19 protein-coding genes are annotated in these 17,934 nt (G+C 72.6%); 9 read left to right on the top strand and 10 right to left on the bottom strand.

Annotated elements, in window-relative coordinates; genetic code table 11:
* The first annotated feature begins 393 nt into the window (after positions 1-393).
* The 3 genes from dhaK to ACFW6B_RS11635 all read left to right on the top strand — a co-directional run bounded on the left by dhaK (position 394) and on the right by ACFW6B_RS11635 (position 2,491).
* Positions 394-1,386, top strand: a complete 993-nt coding sequence (gene dhaK, locus ACFW6B_RS11645) for a dihydroxyacetone kinase subunit DhaK (protein WP_386594582.1) — start codon at positions 394-396, stop codon at positions 1,384-1,386.
* A 96-nt stretch (positions 1,387-1,482) separates the two neighbouring features.
* On the top strand, positions 1,483-2,082 hold the full coding sequence (dhaL, locus tag ACFW6B_RS11640; protein WP_386594580.1) for a dihydroxyacetone kinase subunit DhaL: 600 nt from the start codon (positions 1,483-1,485) through the stop codon (positions 2,080-2,082).
* Positions 2,075-2,491: a PTS fructose transporter subunit IIA gene (locus tag ACFW6B_RS11635; protein ID WP_386594578.1), complete on the top strand. Its 417-nt coding sequence runs from the start codon at positions 2,075-2,077 to the stop codon at positions 2,489-2,491. The genes dhaL and ACFW6B_RS11635 overlap by 8 nt, the downstream gene beginning before the upstream one ends.
* Positions 2,492-2,635: 144 nt before the next feature.
* On the opposite strand, the gene ACFW6B_RS11630 is transcribed toward ACFW6B_RS11635, so the two are convergent.
* Positions 2,636-3,301, bottom strand: a complete 666-nt coding sequence (locus ACFW6B_RS11630; protein ID WP_386594576.1) for a TetR/AcrR family transcriptional regulator — start codon at positions 3,299-3,301, stop codon at positions 2,636-2,638.
* A gap of 198 nt (positions 3,302-3,499) precedes the next feature.
* Positions 3,500-4,210: a glycoside hydrolase family 75 protein gene (locus tag ACFW6B_RS11625; protein WP_386594574.1), complete on the bottom strand. Its 711-nt coding sequence runs from the start codon at positions 4,208-4,210 to the stop codon at positions 3,500-3,502.
* A gap of 364 nt (positions 4,211-4,574) precedes the next feature.
* Between ACFW6B_RS11625 and ACFW6B_RS11620 the strand changes: the two genes are divergently transcribed.
* Together ACFW6B_RS11620 and ACFW6B_RS11615 are read left to right on the top strand one after the other, a co-directional pair.
* The gene (locus ACFW6B_RS11620) at positions 4,575-5,558 is read left to right on the top strand and encodes a fibronectin type III domain-containing protein (protein WP_386594572.1); all 984 of its coding nucleotides are present in this window, start codon (positions 4,575-4,577) and stop codon (positions 5,556-5,558) included.
* Between the two features lie 249 nt (positions 5,559-5,807).
* On the top strand, positions 5,808-6,371 hold the full coding sequence (locus tag ACFW6B_RS11615; protein WP_386594570.1) for a hypothetical protein: 564 nt from the start codon (positions 5,808-5,810) through the stop codon (positions 6,369-6,371).
* A gap of 86 nt (positions 6,372-6,457) precedes the next feature.
* Here the strand turns inward: ACFW6B_RS11615 and ACFW6B_RS11610 are convergent, their stop codons facing one another.
* The 6 genes from ACFW6B_RS11610 to ACFW6B_RS11585 form a co-directional block, all read right to left on the bottom strand.
* On the bottom strand, positions 6,458-7,003 hold the full coding sequence (locus ACFW6B_RS11610) for a PadR family transcriptional regulator (RefSeq protein ID WP_386594567.1): 546 nt from the start codon (positions 7,001-7,003) through the stop codon (positions 6,458-6,460).
* 172 nt (positions 7,004-7,175) lie between these two features.
* Positions 7,176-7,625, bottom strand: coding sequence for a spore-associated protein (locus ACFW6B_RS11605; RefSeq protein WP_386594565.1), 450 nt, complete (start codon positions 7,623-7,625; stop codon positions 7,176-7,178).
* A 105-nt stretch (positions 7,626-7,730) separates the two neighbouring features.
* Positions 7,731-9,746 carry an FAD-dependent oxidoreductase gene (locus ACFW6B_RS11600; RefSeq protein ID WP_386594563.1) on the bottom strand — a complete coding sequence of 672 codons (2,016 nt, stop codon included), beginning with the start codon at positions 9,744-9,746 and terminating at the stop codon, positions 7,731-7,733.
* A 143-nt stretch (positions 9,747-9,889) separates the two neighbouring features.
* On the bottom strand, positions 9,890-10,693 hold the full coding sequence (locus ACFW6B_RS11595) for an alpha/beta fold hydrolase (protein WP_386594561.1): 804 nt from the start codon (positions 10,691-10,693) through the stop codon (positions 9,890-9,892).
* Positions 10,694-10,804: 111 nt separating this feature from the next.
* The gene (locus tag ACFW6B_RS11590) at positions 10,805-11,599 is read right to left on the bottom strand and encodes a putative protein N(5)-glutamine methyltransferase (protein WP_386594559.1); all 795 of its coding nucleotides are present in this window, start codon (positions 11,597-11,599) and stop codon (positions 10,805-10,807) included.
* Between the two features lie 379 nt (positions 11,600-11,978).
* The gene (locus ACFW6B_RS11585) at positions 11,979-12,698 is read right to left on the bottom strand and encodes a GNAT family N-acetyltransferase (RefSeq protein WP_386594662.1); all 720 of its coding nucleotides are present in this window, start codon (positions 12,696-12,698) and stop codon (positions 11,979-11,981) included.
* A 400-nt stretch (positions 12,699-13,098) separates the two neighbouring features.
* Between ACFW6B_RS11585 and ACFW6B_RS11580 the strand changes: the two genes are divergently transcribed.
* From ACFW6B_RS11580 to ACFW6B_RS11565, 4 genes are all read left to right on the top strand, one after another.
* A complete protein-coding gene (locus ACFW6B_RS11580; protein WP_386594557.1) occupies positions 13,099-13,704 on the top strand; it encodes a sulfite oxidase-like oxidoreductase in 606 nt (201 codons plus the stop codon).
* Positions 13,697-14,464, top strand: a complete 768-nt coding sequence (locus ACFW6B_RS11575) for a ferredoxin reductase (RefSeq protein ID WP_386594554.1) — start codon at positions 13,697-13,699, stop codon at positions 14,462-14,464. Before ACFW6B_RS11580 ends, ACFW6B_RS11575 begins: the two co-directional genes overlap by 8 nt.
* Before the next feature lie 104 nt (positions 14,465-14,568).
* Positions 14,569-15,534: an acetylxylan esterase gene (locus ACFW6B_RS11570; protein ID WP_386594552.1), complete on the top strand. Its 966-nt coding sequence runs from the start codon at positions 14,569-14,571 to the stop codon at positions 15,532-15,534.
* A 385-nt stretch (positions 15,535-15,919) separates the two neighbouring features.
* Entirely contained in the window at positions 15,920-16,645 is a 726-nt protein-coding gene (locus ACFW6B_RS11565; RefSeq protein ID WP_386594551.1) for a GntR family transcriptional regulator, read from the top strand.
* Here the strand turns inward: ACFW6B_RS11565 and ACFW6B_RS11560 are convergent.
* Both ACFW6B_RS11560 and ACFW6B_RS11555 read right to left on the bottom strand, forming a co-directional pair.
* Positions 16,623-17,408, bottom strand: a complete 786-nt coding sequence (locus ACFW6B_RS11560) for a class I SAM-dependent methyltransferase (protein WP_386594549.1) — start codon at positions 17,406-17,408, stop codon at positions 16,623-16,625. The genes ACFW6B_RS11565 and ACFW6B_RS11560 overlap by 23 nt on opposite strands.
* A gap of 47 nt (positions 17,409-17,455) precedes the next feature.
* A complete protein-coding gene (locus ACFW6B_RS11555; protein ID WP_386594547.1) occupies positions 17,456-17,899 on the bottom strand; it encodes an ankyrin repeat domain-containing protein in 444 nt (147 codons plus the stop codon).
* Between the last annotated feature and the right edge of the window lie 35 nt (positions 17,900-17,934).

The raw sequence follows: 17,934 nt of genomic DNA, 5'->3' as shown, positions 1-17,934 counted from the left end.
ACAGTCAAACCAGTGGCCGAATAGAGTCACGCCAGGCAGTCCGCACACGCCAGAAGTCGATCATCTTCCGGGATCCGGTCCGGCTTGCCCCCACCCCGAACGCGGACAGCGGAGAGCTGTCCGAGTACGCGCGTGCATCCCTGAGCGTCCGCGCGCGTGACCTTCGCTGCCGCAAGGTCAATACTGCAAGGGACGGCGCTCCCGCCGGCTCCCGTCCGACCGCTCCACGCATCCGACAGGCCGTCACGAAAGTCAGCATCGGGTCAGCATCAGTACTGCCGGAGTCCGACGGCGAGCGGCATGAAGCGCCAAGATCAAAAAACTATCCGCACCAGACTTGACCAGGGAAAACACAGATCAGAAGCCCATCTGTCAATCTCACCGGAGGTACCCGTGAAGATGCTCATCAACGTGGCGGAGACGGTGGTGGCGGACGCGCTGCGGGGTATGGCGGCGGCCCATCCGGAGCTGACGGTGGACGTCGACAACCGCGTGATCGTACGCAGGGACGCCCCGGTCGCGGGAAGGGTGGGCCTGGTCTCCGGCGGCGGGTCCGGGCACGAGCCGCTGCACGGCGGATTCGTGGGCCCCGGGATGCTGTCGGCCGCGTGCCCGGGCGAGATCTTCACGAGTCCGGTTCCTGACCAGATGGTGCGGGCCGCGGCGGCCGTGGACAGCGGCGCGGGCGTGCTGTTCGTCGTGAAGAACTACACCGGCGACGTCCTCAACTTCGAGATGGCGACGGAGCTGGCCGAGGACGAGGGCATCCAGATCGCCAGGGTCCTCGTCGACGACGACGTGGCGGTCACCGACAGCCTGTACACGGCCGGCCGACGCGGAACGGGCGCCACGCTGTTCGTGGAGAAGATCGCGGGCGCCGCGGCCGAGGAGGGCGCGCCCCTGGAGGTGGTCGAGGCACTGGCCCGCCGGGTCAACGAGAAGTCCCGCAGTTTCGGCGTCGCGCTCAGCGCCTGCACGACCCCGGCCAAGGGCAGCCCGACGTTCGACCTGCCGCCCGGCGAGCTCGAGCTCGGCGTCGGCATCCACGGCGAGCCGGGCCGGGAGCGGCGCGCGATGATGACGGCGCGCGAGATCGCCGACTTCGCGGTGCACGCCGTCCTGGACGACCTCTTCCCGCGCAATCCGGTGCTGCTCCTCGTCAACGGCATGGGCGCCACTCCCCTGCTGGAGCTGTACGGCTTCAACGCGGAGGTCCAGCGCGTGCTGATCGAGCGGGGCGTCCCCGTGGCGCGCACCCTCGTCGGCAACTACGTCACCTCCCTCGACATGGCGGGCGCCTCGGTGACCCTGTGCGAGGTGGACGAGGACCTGCTGCGCCTGTGGGACGCGCCGGTGAAGACGCCGGCGCTGCGCTGGGGCGTGTGAACGGGGTCGGCGTACCGGGAACGGCCGCAACGGCACCCGGCCCATGGGCTCCTGGCCGACAGACAGGTCAACTTCCGTACCACGCAAGGAGATTCCGTGCTCGACGCCGATTTCTTCCGCCGCTGGATGACGGCGACCGCCGCCTCGGTGGACCGTGAGGCGGAGCGGCTCACCGATCTGGACTCGCCGATCGGTGACGCCGACCACGGCAGCAATCTGCGGCGCGGGTTCGCCGCCGTGACCGCCACGCTGGAGAAGGAGGACCCGGACACCCCCGGTGCCGTTCTCGCGCTCGCCGGAAGGCAGTTGATCTCGACGGTCGGCGGTGCGTCCGGGCCGTTGTACGGCACCCTGCTGCGCCGGACCGGCAAGGCGCTCGGGGACGCCGCCGAGGTCACCGACGAGCAGTTCGCGGACGCCCTGCGCACCGGCGTCGACGCGGTCATGGCGCTGGGCGGAGCCGCGCCCGGCGACAAGACCATGATCGACGCTCTGGTGCCCGCGGTCGACGCGCTCACCGGGTCGTTCGCCGCGGCGAGGTCCGCCGCCGAGGAGGGGGCCGTGGCGACGACGCCCCTGCAGGCCCGCAAGGGGCGGGCGAGTTATCTGGGCGAGCGCAGCATCGGGTACCAGGATCCGGGCGCCACGTCCTCGGCGCTGCTGATCGCGGCACTCGTGGAGGCGGCCGGTGAGTGACACCGAGGAACGACGCGTCGGCATAGTGCTGGTCTCGCACAGCGCCGCCGTCGCCGCGTCCGTCGCCGAACTGGCGACGGGCCTGGCCGGTGGCGGGACACTCGCTCCGGTCGCGCCGGCGGGCGGCACCCTGGACGGGGGGCTCGGCACCAGCGCGGACGTCATCGCCGCCGCCGCGGCCGCCGTGGACCGCGGCGCCGGGGTCGCCGTACTCACCGACCTGGGCAGTGCGGTGCTCACCGTCAAGGCGTTGCTCGCCGAGGGCGATGAACTCCCGGACGGGACAAGGCTGCTGGACGCCCCCTTCGTCGAGGGGGCGGTGGCCGCGGTCGTCACGGCCTCGACGGGCGCCGACCTCGCGGCGGTGGAGGCCGCGGCGACGGAGGCGTACACCTACCGGAAGGTGTGAGAAACGGAGAGCGCGAGGACCGGCAGGCGTGAGAACCGGCAGGCGGTCGGGGCGAACGGTGCGGCCGCCGGGACGAACCGGGGCCGGAGGGCCCAGAGGCAGCGGGCGCCGGATCGTACGGGGCCGGGGAACGCGAGGGCCCTGTCAGGTGATCCCGTTCGCCGCGACACCCAGGGCCGACCGGATGGTCGCCGCCAGCTCCGACCGGGCCGTCGCGGGATCGGGTTCCGCTTCGTCCGTGCGCCAGGCGTAGTGCTCGACCGCCGTCCGCAGCGCCGCGTTGAGCATGGCGGCCTGGATCTCCGAGCGCAGATCGACGGCGCCGAGACCGGCCCGGTCGGCGAGCGCGCGGGCGAACACCGGCTCGGCCTCGTCGTGGGCCTGGAGCCAGACGGCGCGCAGTCCCGGCTCGGTGCGGGTGAGCCTCAGCAGCGTACGGACCCTCGGCGGCTCCGGCCTCACCAGCGGGCCCTCGCCGCTCGTGGACACCCGCTCCAGCGCGTCCTCCAGGGGAGCGCCCGCGGGCCAGGTCCGTAACGCCGCGGCGACCGCGTCGATCCCGGCCGCGAACAGCGGGCTCACGCAGCTCTCCTTGCCCGGGAAGTAGCGCCACAGGGTCCGTGTGGACAGGCCGACGGCCCGGGCGATCTGCTCCCCGGTGGTGGCGGTGACACCCTGGTCGACGAACAGTTCCACCGCGGCACGGGCTATCTCCAGCCGGATCCGGGCCTTGCGTTCGTCGGTGAGCGGCGGCCGTCCGGTACGTCCGCGGCCTCGTCCGGGGTGTTCGCCGATCGCACCGTCCGGCACTGGTGACTCCTCGGTTCTGGGTCCGTCCGCGGATGCCGCCCGGAACTGCGGCTGCGGCGAGTGTAGCGATCTCCGCAGCCTCCCAAGACTTTCCGTCACGCAGTGCCGACACACAGTGCCAACACACAGTGCCGACAAGCCGTACCGCGACGGCGCGAGGCGTCGTCCTCGGCCCGGTCCTGGCTCTGGCCCTCGCCCTCAGCCCTCGCCCAGGAACCTGCGGGCCAGCCGCTCCCCCGCCGCCGCCGCGGCGGCGTGGTCCTGGATGGGTGACACCCGGGCGTCCTTGAACACGAGGTAGGTGACCCCGGAAGGGGCGCCGCCGCCACGGGGATCGGGGCGGATCCCGAGTCTCGCGGCCGTCGCGTACGAGGCCTCGCCGATGATGCCCTCCGGGCCCACGTCACCGACGACGGCGTACTGGACGCGGTCCCGGTAGATCACGGCCGCCACCGAGCCGGGTCCGATGCCGTGGTCCCGGAAGTTCCAGATGTCGCCGGGTGCCGGTACGACGATGTAGGGCAGGGTCTCGGCGCTCAGGTACCGGCCGTCGGGCTGCTGGAAGGCCGTGGACTCGGAGAAGAGCGGGTCGGTGCGGCTGTTGCACAGCGGGCCCGGCCTGCCGTCGCAGTCGATGTCCATGTCGGCCGTCCAGAAGACCGCGTCCGGGGTACCGCAGACCGGGATGTCGGCACGGGTTCCCTCGTCGCTGCGGTATCGCCCGTGCGAGACGGGGGCGCAACCACCGAGTTTCGCCAGCAGGTCGGCGGCCCGGACGGAGCCCTCGCGGGCTGGGGTGGCGGGGCTTCCGGGACGGCCCGTGGTGGCGGTCGTGGACAGCACCACCGGGGCCGAGGCGAGCAGGGCGGCCACCGCGACCCCGGCCAGCGTCAGCGACTGGACACGCACGATGGGAGACCCTCTCCTGGGGGACATGGACGCTCATTTGCCCAAATCTGGTGGGGGTTTGGCGGCGCGTCCACCGGGAGGGGGCCGGACGGTGCACGGCCGTGTCCGCGGGCGCCGCACGGCCGGGGACCCGAGCCGCACCCGGCGCAGGCCGCCCGGCCGTACGCGTCGGCGCGGGATCAGCGACGACAGCGTTCCGCGCCGCGGGCAGGAACTCCCCTGACAGCGGGGCGAGTTCACACCACGTCGGGATCAGCATACGTATCCGCGCGAAGGCACGGTCAACGGCGCCCACCCTCTTGATGTGACCGCGCCACCCGTGTCTTATAGGTACAGACCAATCCCGTCGAGGGAGGGCAGACCCGTGCGACGCGTTCCCCTCACCGTTCCGCCCGCCCTGGTGTGCGGTGCGCTGCTCGCGCTCACCTCCTGCGGGTGGGGCGCCCCGGCGTCCGGGCAGGGCGAACGGGTGCCCGCCGCGGCGACGGGCGTGACCGCCGCCGCGGGCAGCTCGACCAGCGTGCACGTCATGTGGAACCTGGCCGCCGAGGACCCGGGGATCACCCGCTACGAGGTATATCGCGGCACCACCAAGGTCAAGGAAGTACCCGGTTCAGAGCACATGGTGGACATCACCAGGCTCGAACCGTCCACCTCGTACGTCTTCAGGGTGCGGGCCCGTAACGCGGACGGGGTCCCGGGCCCGCTCAGCCGGCCGGCGCGGGCCACCACCCCGGCGGCGGCAGCGGCCGACCGCGTCGCGCCCACCCGCCCCGGCGGCCCGCGCGGGAGGACCGTCGGCGGCCGTGCGGTCCAGCTCTCCTGGACGGGGTCCTCGGACGCTCAAGGTGTGGCGTCGTACGACATCTACCAGGGCACGTCGAAGATCCACAGCGTGGGGGGCGCACAGACGGCCGCCGTCGTCACCGGGCTGCGGCCGGGCACGGCCTACGTGTTCACCGTGCGGGCCCGTGACGCCGCCGACAACGTCTCGCCGTCGAGCGGCCCCGTCCGGATCACCACCGCCGCGGGCCCGGCGGACGACCGGAGCACGGCACCGGCCGGCTTCCGGGCGACGACCCGCCTGCGCGACGGGGCGTACTACATCGACCTGGCGTGGACGGCGCCCGAGGTCGACGGAGTGATCACGGAGTACCAGATCCGGCTCGACGGACGTGCCGTGACCTCGCTCGTCTGGGGCGGCAGTCCTCCCCGCGGCACCTGCACCCACAGCTTCTACATCGGCCGGGAGGCGGACGTGACGCACCGGGTGCGGATCCGGGCGAAGCTGCCCGACGGCACGTGGGGCGCGCCGTCCGCGGAGCGCTCCGTGACGACGGGCCGGTGACCCGCCACCGCCCGCCCGCCGCGCGGGTCCCGCGCAGGTCCCGTACGCGTTCCCGCACCACGGGCCGGTCCTCGCGCCGGCCTTCGCGCCGGCAGTCCGCCGGACGATGGAATCCGTCACCTGCCCGGTCCCCGTCCGCATGCGGGCCCCGGCCGGGACGCATTGGCTCGCACTGAGGCAGCACGGGCCTTCCAATCCTCGGCGGCGCATGGGATGTACCGCCAACCGTGCCGCTGGAGGGCAGTTCCTATGCGTACCACTCAGAGACTTCTCCGCTCCGGCCTGACCGTGGCCGCCACCACTGCGCTTCCACTCACCCTGGCCGCCCCGGCGGCCGTCGCCTGGGGTTCCGGGATCTCCGTGAGCACCAGTGGCAGCGCGGTCTCGGTCACCACCAGCGCCTGCCCGAGCAACGGGAGCAGCTTCGGCAACGCCTCGCTGCTCTCCAGCGGCCAGACGAACTTCGCCCAGGGGCGGCAGATGCCGCTCACCGGGACGAGCGACAACCAGTCGGCGGCCTGGACCGGCGTGAGCCCGGGAACGTACACGGTCATCGTCGTCTGCCAGGACGGCACGACGGCGGGCACCCAGGCGATCGTCGTCGCGGCCGGCTCGACTCCCACGACGTCCGCCACCCCCACGATCTCGACGACGATCTCCCCGTCGCCGTCGCGCGGCGTCATGGGCGGGCTCGGCGGAGCCGTGAAGGACTACGGCACGGCCACGGTCGTCGGCGGCGGGGCCCTGGTCGTGACCGGCACGGTGGCCGCGGTCTGGTTCCTGCGCCGCCGCTCCAAGCCCCACCGGCTCTGATCCGGGAGTCCGTCGCGGGGGACGGCCGTTTCACCGGCTCCGGCCGGGGACGGCCGCCTTGTGCCGGGTTCGGCCCCGCGCGCCGCTCAGTCGTCCGCCCGCATGCTCTCGAACTCAGCCAGGGCGTGGGTCAGCCACTGGGTCCAGAAGGTCTCCAGGTCGATGCCTGCGCGCAGGACGAGGTGGCGCAGCCGGTCCTCGGGCGTGCTCTTCCCCGGCGGGAAGTCCCGGTCCTGGATCTCCTCGTACTCGGCCAACTGGTGCCGGTGCAGCGCCAGATGGCGGCGCAGATCGGCCTCGACGCCCTCGGTGCCGACGACGGCCGCGGCACGCAGGCGCAGCAGCATCGTGTCGCGCAGCGGTTTCGGGTCCTGCGAGGCGGCGGTCCAGCGCGCGAGTTCGGCGCGGCCGGCGGGCAGGACTTCGTAGCTCTTCTTCTGGCCCCGGGCGTGCTGCTCGGGGGGCAGGGCCCTGATGTATCCCTCGGTCTCCAGTTTTCCCAGCTCGCGATAGATCTGCTGGTGCGTCGCCGACCAGAAGTAGCCGATCGACTTGTCGAACCGCCGGGTCAGTTCGAGGCCCGACGAGGGCTTCTCGAGCAGGGCGGTGAGGATCGCGTGCGGGAGTGACATGAGGTCATCCTAGGGAGCGTCACGGGAGCCGCCCGGTGAGCGGCCGCACCCCGCGGGACCCGCGGCGGGGACACTCGCCCCGGCGGAACTCGGTGAGTCCGCCGGGGCGAGCCGGGTCAGGCGTCTCCGCGCGTCCGCCGGACGGCTCCCGGCGGTCTTACGGAGCGGCGGGTCAGCGGGTGAAGGTCACCCGCTGCTCCTTGAAGGCGCCGCAGTTCGATCCGGACACCTGCGTGTACACGTTCTTGATCTGGCCGCCCCAGTCCACGCAGTGGCCCTTGCCGTACACGTACGTCGGTCCCGCGTACGACGTGTACAGGCCGAAGTCGTCGTCGTTCAGGCCGGTGTCAGGGATGTAGACCCATGCGGACATCTCCACGGCGGTGCCCGGGCTGTTGCGGATGGTCGTGACGCAGTTCTTGCCGTTCGAGGAGTTGTACGTGAGGTAGACGGTGCCCAGGGAGCCGACGGGCGCCGAGTTCACGGTCTTGTAGGCACTGCCACAGACCTTCTGCGGAGTGGTGTTGGGTGCGGCCGAGGCGGGCGCCGCCAGCGCGGCGGTGGCGCCCACCAACAGGGCGGCGAAGGTGCCGGCCATCAGGGCGGAACGGTTGAATCCCATATTTCCCCCTTGTGATCTTTGGAGGCGTTTGCTCCTGCCTGATGTGACACGCGACACAGCGAAACGGTTGTACTCCGCCGCGGAAGACGCGTCCGGCGCCGGACGTCAGAGCGCCGCCGCGAGCTCCGTGCCCTGCTTGATGGCTCGCTTGGCGTCCAGTTCGGCGGCCACGTCGGCGCCGCCGATGAGGTGGACGCTCCGGCCCGTGGCGCGCAGCGCCTCGTACAGGTCGCGGCGCGGCTCCTGTCCGGTGCACAGCACGATCGTGTCGACCTCCAGGACCTGGCTGTGCCCGTCGACGGTGACGTGCAGTCCGGCGTCGTCGATCCGGTCGTACTGGACACCGGGAACCATGGTGACGCCCCGGTGCTTGAGCTCGGTGCGGTGGATCCAGCCGGTGGTCTTGCCGAGTCCGGCGCCGACCTTGGACGCCTTGCGCTGGAGGAGGTGCACCGTGCGCGGCGGGGTGGGCTGTTCGGGAGCGCCGAGACCGCCGGGTGCCCGGTAGTCCATGTCGACGCCCCAGCTCCGGAAGTACGTCGCCGGGTCCTCGCTCGCCTTGTCGCCGCTGTCGGTGAGGAACTCGGCGACGTCGAAGCCGATGCCGCCGGCGCCGAGGACGGCGACGCGGTCGCCGACCGGGGCTCCGTCGCGCAGCACGTCGAGGTAGCCGACGACGCTCGGGTGGTCGACGCCCTCGATCTCCGGAGTGCGCGGGGTGACGCCCGTGGCGACGACGACCTCGTCGTACGTCTCCAGCGTCTCCACGGTGGCCGGGGTGTTCAACCGGACGTCCACGCCGTGCTGTTCGAGCTGGGTGCGGAAGTAGCGGATCGTCTCGTCGAACTCCTGCTTGCCGGGGACCTTGCGGGCCACGTTGAGCTGGCCGCCGATGTCGTCCGCGGCGTCGAACAGCGTGACGTCGTGGCCGCGTTCGGCCGCGCTGACGGCGCAGGCGAGTCCGGCGGGACCCGCGCCCACGACGGCGACGGTCTTGCGCAGCCGGGTCGGGGCGAGGACGAGTTCGGTCTCGTGGCAGGCCCGCGGGTTGACCAGGCAGGAGGTGATCTTGCCGCTGAAGGTGTGGTCGAGGCATGCCTGGTTGCACCCGATGCAGGTGTTGATGGCCTCCGGGCGTCCGGCCTCGGCCTTGGCGACGAAGTCGGGGTCGGCGAGCATCGGCCGGGCGAGGGAAACCATGTCGGCGTGCCCGTCGGCGAGCAACTGCTCGGCGATCTCGGGGGTGTTGATGCGGTTGGTGGTCACCAGCGGGATCGAGACGGAGCCCATGACCTTCTTGGTCACCCAGGCGTAGGCGCCGCGCGGCACCGAGGTCGCGATGGTGGGGATGCGGGCCTCGTGCCAGCCGATGCCGGTGTTGATGATCGTCGCTCCGGCGGCCTCGACGGCCTTGGCGAGCGTGATCACCTCGTCGAGCGAGGAGCCGCCGGGCACCAGGTCGAGCATCGACAGGCGGTAGATGATGATGAAGTCGTCTCCGACGGCCTCGCGGACGCGGCGGACGATCTCTACGGGGAAGCGCATCCGGTTCTCGTACGAGCCGCCCCAGCGGTCGTCGCGCCGGTTGGTCTGCAGGGCGATGAACTCGTTGATGAGGTAGCCCTCGGAGCCCATGATCTCGACGCCGTCGTAACCGGCCCGCCGGGCGAGACGGGCGGCGCGCGCGTAGTCCTCGATGGTCTGCTCGACCTCGGCGTCGCTGAGCTCGTTCGGCACGAAGGGGCTGATCGGGGCCTGCAGCGCGCTGGGGGCGACCAGGTCCCGGTGGTAGGCGTACCGGCCGAAGTGCAGGATCTGCATCGCGATCTTCCCGCCCTCGCGGTGCACCGCGGCGGTGATCTCGGCGTGCTGCTCGGCCTCGGCCTCGGTGGTCAGCTTGGCGCCGCCCTCGTACGGGCGTCCGGCGTCGTTGGGCGCGATGCCGCCGGTGACGATCAGGCCCACGCCGCCTCGCGCGCGGGTGGCGTAGAACTCCGCCATGCGCTCGAAGCCGCGCTCGGCCTCCTCCAGGCCCACGTGCATGGAGCCCATGAGCACGCGGTTGGGCAGGGTGGTGAAGCCCAGGTCGAGCGGGTTCAGCAGGTGCGGGTAACGGCTCATCGGGCCCTCCGTGCGCGGTGTCGTACGTCTGTTGTAGACGACGGGCCGCGCGTTATGCAACTAGTTGCACAATGAGGAGGATCACTCGGCCGGGAGCGCGGGAAAGGCCCAGCGCGACCGGCCGTGGCCGGCTGGGAGGCGGGTCAGCCGAGGGCCACCCGGGTCACGAGGGCGGCGACCGCCTCCGGCTGGTCGACCATCACCACATGGCCCGCGTCGCGGACCGCGACCATCGTCACGTCGGGGGCGGCCTCCAGCCCGGCCCGCTCCTCGTCCGTGAGGCCGACCTCGTCCCGGTCGCCGCGCACGACCCAGGCGGGCACACCCGCGTCACGGAGCCGGGGGACCAGGTTCCCGTACCGGTCCAGGTAGTCGAAGTAGTGCCGGATCACGTGGCGGCAGAACTCCGGATCGTTCTTCGCCAGGTCGGCACCCAGCGCCTCGCGGCGGTCCGGGGGCAGCATCTGCCCCACGACCCGCGGTGTCGCCCTGACCATGCCGATCCAGGTCAGCGCCCCGATGCCCGGCACTCTCCCGAGGCCGTTGGCGATCGTGAGCGCCTTGTCCTCGTCGGACGCCGAGAACGTCGGGGACAGCAGGACGAGGGGTCCGGTGAAATGCCCTCCGGCCGCCATCTCCAGGGCGACATTGGCGCCGAAGCTGTGGCCGACCACGACACCGCAGCCCCGCTCCGCGGCCAGGGCGCCCGCCAGCGCCGCGTAGTTCTCCATGGAGAGATCGCGCGGCGGCGTGGTGCCCGCGTGCCCCGGAAGGGTCGCGGCCACCAGCCGCACCGGCGCGGCGGCAAGCGGCTGCGCGGCCATCAGGTCGTCGTAGAACGCCGTTCCGCACATCGCGCCGGGCAGCAGCAGGACGCGGCTGTCCGCGTCGGCGGGCCCCGACTCCTTGATGTCCCACGCGTCGAACTTCTCGGGGGTGCTGCTCATGTCCGGGCCTCCCTCTGACACCTGCGGTCGGTCGGAGTGTGGCGCGCGGGGCGGGGCGATCGGCCGACCTGGGGCCGAACGCGGCATGTCGCCCGCGTCCGGCCCGCCGGGTCAGGGCTTCACGCCGATCACCACGTTGGCGTACCTCTCCTCCGGGACGGCGAGCCGCGCGATCAGTCCGGCGCGGGCGAAGGCCTCGACGGCCGTGGGTGCCTGGCGCTCGCTCGTCTCGACGAGGAGGCAGCCGCCGCGGGCCAGCCAGCGCGGCGCCTCGTCGGCGACGCGGCGCACGAGGTCGAGTCCGTCCGCGCCACCGTCGAGGGCGGCCAGGGGTTCGTGGTCCCGGGCCTCCGACGGCAGCAGGCCGACCTCGCCGGTCGGGACGTACGGCACGTTGGCGGCCAGGACGTCGACCCGGCCGCGCAGCGTGGTGGGCAGTGCCGCGAAGAGGTCCCCCTCGTGGACCCGGCCCGCGAACGGCGCGACATTGCGGCGGGCGCAGCGCACCGCGGCCGGGTCGATGTCGGCGGCGTGCAGTTCGGGGCCGCCGAGGGAAGCGGCCAGGGCGGCACCGACCGCGCCCGAGCCGCAGCACAGGTCCACCACGAGGGACGCGCCGTGCGCGAGCGCGACGGCCTGTTCGACCAGGAACTCAGTACGGCGGCGCGGCACGAAGACGCCGGGGTCGAGGCTGATGCGCAGACCGTGGAACTCGGCCCAGCCGAGGACGTGTTCGAGGGGCAGTCCCGCGACGCGCCGGTCCACCATCGCGGCGGCCTCGTCCGGGGTGCGGGCGGTCGAGCGGATCAGTTCCGCCTCGTCCTCGGCGAAGACACAGCCGGCGGAACGGAGCGCGGCGACCACGGGGTCCACCGCGCCGGGAACATCAGGAGAGAGAGGAGGCATGAAGCCGAGGGCCTTTCGACGATCCGAAGGGCGCTCCCACGACCGCCGTCAGACGGCGGCCGCGTGGCCTGGAGAGGAGAGCACCCGACCTGACACAGCGGTAATGGGTCTCACCTCCTCGGCTACGCGTCGGCCGAGTCGGTCCTCGGCCGGGACGGCCACCCTACAGGAACGATCAGCGGACGGGGCCGGGCGGACGGCCGCCGCGCGACCACGCGCCGGGCAGGTCCACGGGGAGCCGCCGGGCGGCGGCGCCGGAGCGGACCGGTCCGACCAAGGCCGGTCCGATCGGAGCGGACCGGTCGGACCGGTCCGACCAAGCCGGTCCGATCGTGCGGCGCACCCGTGCGGCACCCCCGTTCGGCACTCCCGCGCGATGTCAGCCCGCGTCCGCGGTCCTGTCGGCGCCCAGGTGCTCGGGCACCCGCGCGGCCATGAAGCGGACCGTGCGGCGCAGCCGGAATCCCAGCGACTCGTAGAGGCGGACGGCGCCGGTGTTGCTCGCGGCGGTGTGCAGGAACGGGGTCTCACCGCGCTCCCTGATCCCGTGGGCGACGGCCAGGACCAGCCTGGTGGCCAGTCCCTCGCCGCGGTGGCCCGGGTCCGTGCAGACCGCGCTGATCTCGGTCCAGCCCGGCGGGTGGAGGCGCTCGCCGGCCATGGCGACCAGGGCGCCGTTCCGGCGGATCCCGAGGTACGTGCCGAGCTCGACGGTGCGCTGTTCGAAGGGCCCCGGCCGGGTCCGTTCCACCAGGTCCAGCATCTCCGGCACGTCGGCGGGCCCGAGCCGTACCGCCTCGGCGTCGGGCGCCGCGTCCAGCCCGTCGTCCACGAGCTGGACACCGGCGAGGTCGAGGACCATCTCCCAGCCGTCCGGGAACGGCCCGTCGAAACCGGCCAGCGGAGCGGCGCCTCCGGGGCCCACCAGAGCCGCGAGGTCCGCCCAGTCGGCGGCACCTGGGTCGTGGGGCAGCGCCAGCCACGGGGACACGTCCACGGGGTAGCGCAGCACGCGTCCGCGTCGTTCGGCGAAGTGCGCGTGGGGCCCGGTGAGGGAGGCGAGCGCCGGGTTGTCGAGAGGGTGACGGCCGAAGGACATCTCCTGTGTCTCCGGGCCCTCGAACCGTGTGGAGACGTACGCCTCGGTCATCTGCTCCCTCGCTCTCCCTCACCGGGTCACCCCTCACGGTGACACCGCTCACCGGTTGCGCGTGCACTGCCCACCGGAGTCGCCTCCAAGATCAAGGAGGACCGGGGCGCGGCTATTCCCGGACCGCGGGAGAGTTCATACGTACGCAATGGCCGGCGCCGGGCATCGGCTCGGAGCACGATCCACGGGCGCGTACCGTTGAATGGTCAAGCAGCGGTGCGCGCCCGGGACACCGGCCCGTGTCCGTACCCGTACCTGTACCCGTCGCCCTCGATCAGCGGGCCGTCGTCCTGGCGACCACGCTCGATCCGCGGGCCGTCGTCCCCGCGGTCCTGGAGGCACCACCCGTATGAACGTCACGCGAGGCTTCACCGGCCGCCCGCGCGTCCACAACGCCGGACTGCCGCCCGGCCAGTACGACGCCGGCGACGACTGGCCCGTCCTGTCCGCCGAGGTGACCCCCGACCTGGCGCCCGCCGACTGGACCCTGCGGATCGACGGCCTGGTGGCCGAGCCGCGGGCCTGGGACTGGGAGCAGGCGCATTCGCTGCCGCCCTCGTCGTACGCGGGTGACATCCACTGCGTGACGAGCTGGTCCAAGTTCGGGGTGCGGTTCGGGGGTGTGTCCCTGGACACCTTCCTGGAGGCCGTACGGCCGGACCCGGCCGCCACCCACGCGGTCGCGTACGCGCACACCGGGTACACCGCGAACCTCCCGCTGGCCGACCTCACCGGTGGCCGCGCCTGGATCGTGTGGGAGTACGACGGCCGCCCGCTGCCCGCCGAGCACGGCGGTCCGGCGCGGCTGATCGTGCCCCACCTGTACTTCTGGAAGAGCGTCAAGTGGATCGCGGGCATCCGCGTCCTCGACCACGACGAGCCGGGATTCTGGGAGCAGAACGGCTACCACGCCCGCGGCAACCCCTGGGAAGAGCAGCGTTACTCCGGTGACTGAGACCACGACCACGACCTTCGTGCCGCCGACGCGGTTCGCCGTGCCCGGACGCATCGCGGTGACCACGCGGACGGCCACCGTCTGGCAGACCGCCACGCTCACCGAGATCCGCCGGGAGACCCCGCAGGCGGCGACGTTCCGGTTCGCCGTGCCCGCGTGGGAGGGGCATCTGCCCGGCCAGCATCTGATGCTGCGGCTCACCGCCGGGGACGGGTACGTGGCGCAGCGCCACTACTCCATCGCGTCCGCGCCCGACGACACCGGCCACATCGAACTGACCCTGGACCACGTCGACGGCGGTGAGGTCTCGGGCTGGTTCCACACCGTGGCCAGACCCGGCGACTCCGTCGAGGTCCGCGGCCCGAACAGCGGTTTCTTCGCCTGGCCCGGGGACCGGCCGGCGCTGCTCGTCGGCGCCGGTTCCGGTGTCGTACCGCTGATGGCGATGCTGCGGCACCACCGCGCGCGCTCCCTCGACGTGCCGTTGCACCTGCTGGTGTCCGCGCGCAGCCCCGAGGAGCTCATCTACGCGCGGGAGTACGGCGACGAGACCACCACTGTGTTCACCCGTGCGGCCCCGGAGGGTGTGCCCGTCGGACGTATGACCGCCGCACATGTGGCGGCCCTCCTGGCCGAGCAGCCGCCCGGTGGATGGGAGGCCTATGTCTGCGGTTCCAACGGATTCGCCGAGCACGCCTCACGCCTGCTGGTGGAGGCCGGGCAGCCGGTGGACAGGATCCGGATCGAGCGGTTCGGGTAGGGGTGCCGGCCGGGGGTCTCGCCGTTCCCGGCGCGGCCTTGGCGGGTCCCCGGGCGCGGGTACGGTGTGATCGCCCGCGTCCGTGTGCCGAAAGGTGGTCCCCGATGGCCCTGTTCGACCTCCCGCTCGACGAACTCCGCACCTATCGCAGCGCGTCCGCCGAGCCCGAGGACTTCGACGCCTTCTGGGCCAAGACCCTCCAGGAGGCCCGCGAGCACGACCTCGCCGCCCGCTTCGAGCCGGCCGGGACCCCGCTGAAGACCGTCACGGTCCACGACGTCACGTTCGCCGGGTTCGGCGGGCATCCGATCAAGGGCTGGCTGACCGTGCCGGCCCGGGCGAACTCACCGCTGCCCACGGTCGTCGAGTTCATCGGGTACGGCGGCGGACGCGGGCTCCCGCACACGCACCTGCTGTGGGCGTCGGCCGGCTTCGCGCACTTCGTGATGGACACGCGCGGCCAGGCGAGCGCGTGGGGCGGCGGCGAGACCCCGGACCCGGTGGGCAGCGCGCCCGCCTTCCCCGGGTTCATGACACGGGGGATCGAGGACCCGGAAACCTACTACTACCGGCGGCTGTTCACGGACGCGGTGCGCGCGGTGGAGGCGGCGCGCTCGCATCCGCTGGTGGACGCGGGGCGCGTCGCGGCGCTCGGCGGAAGCCAGGGCGGCGGTATCACCCTCGCCGTCGGCGGTCTGGTGCCCGACCTGGCGGCGATCGCCCCCGACGTGCCGTTCCTGTGCGACTTCCCGCGCGCCATGGTCCTCACGGACCGCGCCCCGTACCGGGAGATCGGCAACTACCTCAAGACCCACCGCGGCCGCGCGGAACAGGTGCGGCGCACGCTCTCCTACTTCGACGGGGTGCACTTCGCGGCGCGCGGCCGGGCACCCGCCCTGTTCTCCGCGGGCCTGGAGGACCAGACCTGCCCGCCGTCGACGGTCTTCGCGGCCTTCAACGCCTGGGCGAACGAGGACAAGGAGATCGAGGTGTACGACTTCAACGACCACGAGGGCGGCGGCCCTTACCAGCAGGCCGCGCAGTTGCGCTGGCTGCCCGCCCGGGTCTGAGGTCCGCGACGGACACGACCGACGTCCGCTTCTCCGTACCCCTCTCCGGCCGAGCGCACGGGCCGACGGCTCGTATACACAGGCCGAGAACTTTCGGACACGGCGGGTCCGGCGGGTCTCACGATCCGGGCGGCCCGGAAACACGGTCCGGTCGAGGTGGGCGACGAGCCGCGCGGGTCCGCGCATCGCAGTCGGCCCAAGGGAGTCGGCACCCGTCGGCACCCGGGCCCGCACGCCCCGGTCCCGGCCCGCGCCGGGCGGGAGCGCGGACCGGAATCGGCCGAAGTCTCCGAACACCCTTTCCTGCTGGTTTAGACCAATGCTAGATGTGGTGGCGCACCGAGCTCACACGGCTACTTTTTGTCACCATCCAGGAGGCGCGGTCATGGCCCGCACCACCCATCCGTCCGACCACGAACCGCTCTACGCGCGGATCGCCGCACAGCTGCTCGGCGAGCTGCGCGACGGGACCATTCCGCCCGGCGAACGCCTGCCGGGGGAACGCGAGTTGGCCACGCGTTTCGGCGTCAGCCGGGAGACCGTACGGCAGGCGCTGAACATGCTGCGGCGCGACGGCCAGGTCTCCACCGACCGGCGGGGCAGTCACGCGACGCTGTCCGGCACCGGCGCCGAGCACGTCCCGTCCCTCGACTTCCCCGTCGGCGCGCACACCGGCGAACCCGACGGATGCCGGCGGGCCACCGTGACCTGGGAGACGCCCTCGCCGGAGCACGCCGAGGCCCTCGGACTCTCCCCGCTGCGGGCGACACTGGTCCACCGCTACGAGTCCGCCGCGGCCGACGGCAGCGGACTGCGCTCGGCCGTGACATCGTTTTCCGCTGTCGCCGTGACCGAGGTGGAGGAGCTCGCCCGCTACCGCGACCGCGCGAACGGCCACTCCTCGGCGCAGCTGTCACGCGCCTACGACTGGATGCGCAAGGCGGGCCTGACCCTGCACCACCGGGACGCCATCACCAGGCTCCCCCAGTCGGTGCGGGTCACCCGGCGCGTGCACGACCAGTACGACCGGCCCCTGGAGATCACCGACCTGACCGTGGACGCCCGGCAGGACGCGCTGGTCTACGAGTTCACGCTGCCGGCGGCGACGTAGGGTCCGGGCGGTCCGCGCGCGTGGCCACGACCATCCGGGCCCGCGGACTGCCGTCCCGCCCGCGGCCGAACCCGGTCAGCGCGTGCAGTTCCGTCCGGAACCCGGCCCGCGTCAGCTCCCGCTCCACGTCACCGAGCCGGAACGTGCGGTAGTACATGACGAAGGTCGGGCGCCGGACGGCGTTGCGCACCCGCATCACCGTGTCGAAGCCCAGCAGGGCCCAGTACCCGGGCGAACCGGGCCGCGGCGGGGCCATGACCGGGAAGGCGAAGCGTCCACCGGGGCGCAGGACGTCATGGACGCCGGAGAACAGGCCGGGCAGCTCGCGCGGCAGGAAGTGGCCGAAGGCGCCGAAGCTCACGACCAGGTCGAACACCGGCCCGAAGGGCAGGGCGCGGGCGTCCGCGCGTACGAGGGCGACCGACGGTGCGGGGTCCCCGCCCGCCGGGGACGGCGAACCGGCGCCCCCGAGCCGCGAGCGTCCGACCGTGAGCATGCCCGTGCTGATGTCGACACCGGTGACGCTCTCCCGGCACAGCTCCCGCAGGACCTCCGTGCCCGCGCCGGTACCGCAGCAGAGATCGAGCCCCGTGGCGAACGGCCCCATCGGCGCGAGTGCCTTCCCCACCGCCTCGAGGATCGCGTCCGGGGTCCGGAACGGCGTGTGGTCGAACTTGGGCGCGAGCAGGTCGTAGCCGTGCTCGATCGACGAGAGGGCCTGCACGGTCAGTTCGCGGAGGGTGGGACCTTGCGGGGTGAACACCTCGCCGAGCTTAGACCGTGGCGGGGGTGAGGTTCGGGTCTCATCGCCTACGGAGCCGGATCGGCTCTCGGTGTTCCGTGTGCTCCTGCCGCCCTGAGGACTTCGACGGTGTCGAGGTGGGCGCCGTTCTCGGCCCAGTCCAGTGGGGACCAGCCCGCGCCGTCGTCCTCGCGCAGGTCGGGATCGGCGCCGTGCGCCAACAGTTCCCGGACCGTTTCGGTGTGCCCCCAGCAGGCGGCCGCGCACAGCGGTGTGCCTTCCGAGCCGGGGCCGCTGCTTTCCGTGTCGGGGAGAGCAGCGGCCTCCATGAGCAGACGAGCCACCTCGGCCTCTCCCTGTACCGACGCCAGGTAGAGGGGCGTGGTGCCGTAGCTGTTCCTCCTCTGCGGACTCGCTCCGCCGCGCAGCAGCGCCTTCACGCTCCTGGCGTCACCGGACAGGATCGCCTCGAAGAGACGGTGGGAGAGTTTCTTCTGCCGCCGCTGTTTCATGGTCGGCGAGGCTAACGATCACGGGACCGCCCGAG

The organism is Streptomyces sp. NPDC058751, assembly GCF_042746485.1.
In the GTDB taxonomy this organism is placed as follows: domain Bacteria; phylum Actinomycetota; class Actinomycetes; order Streptomycetales; family Streptomycetaceae; genus Streptomyces.
Note: the sequence above shows the minus strand (reverse complement) of the source record. Positions and strands in the feature narration are given on the sequence as shown.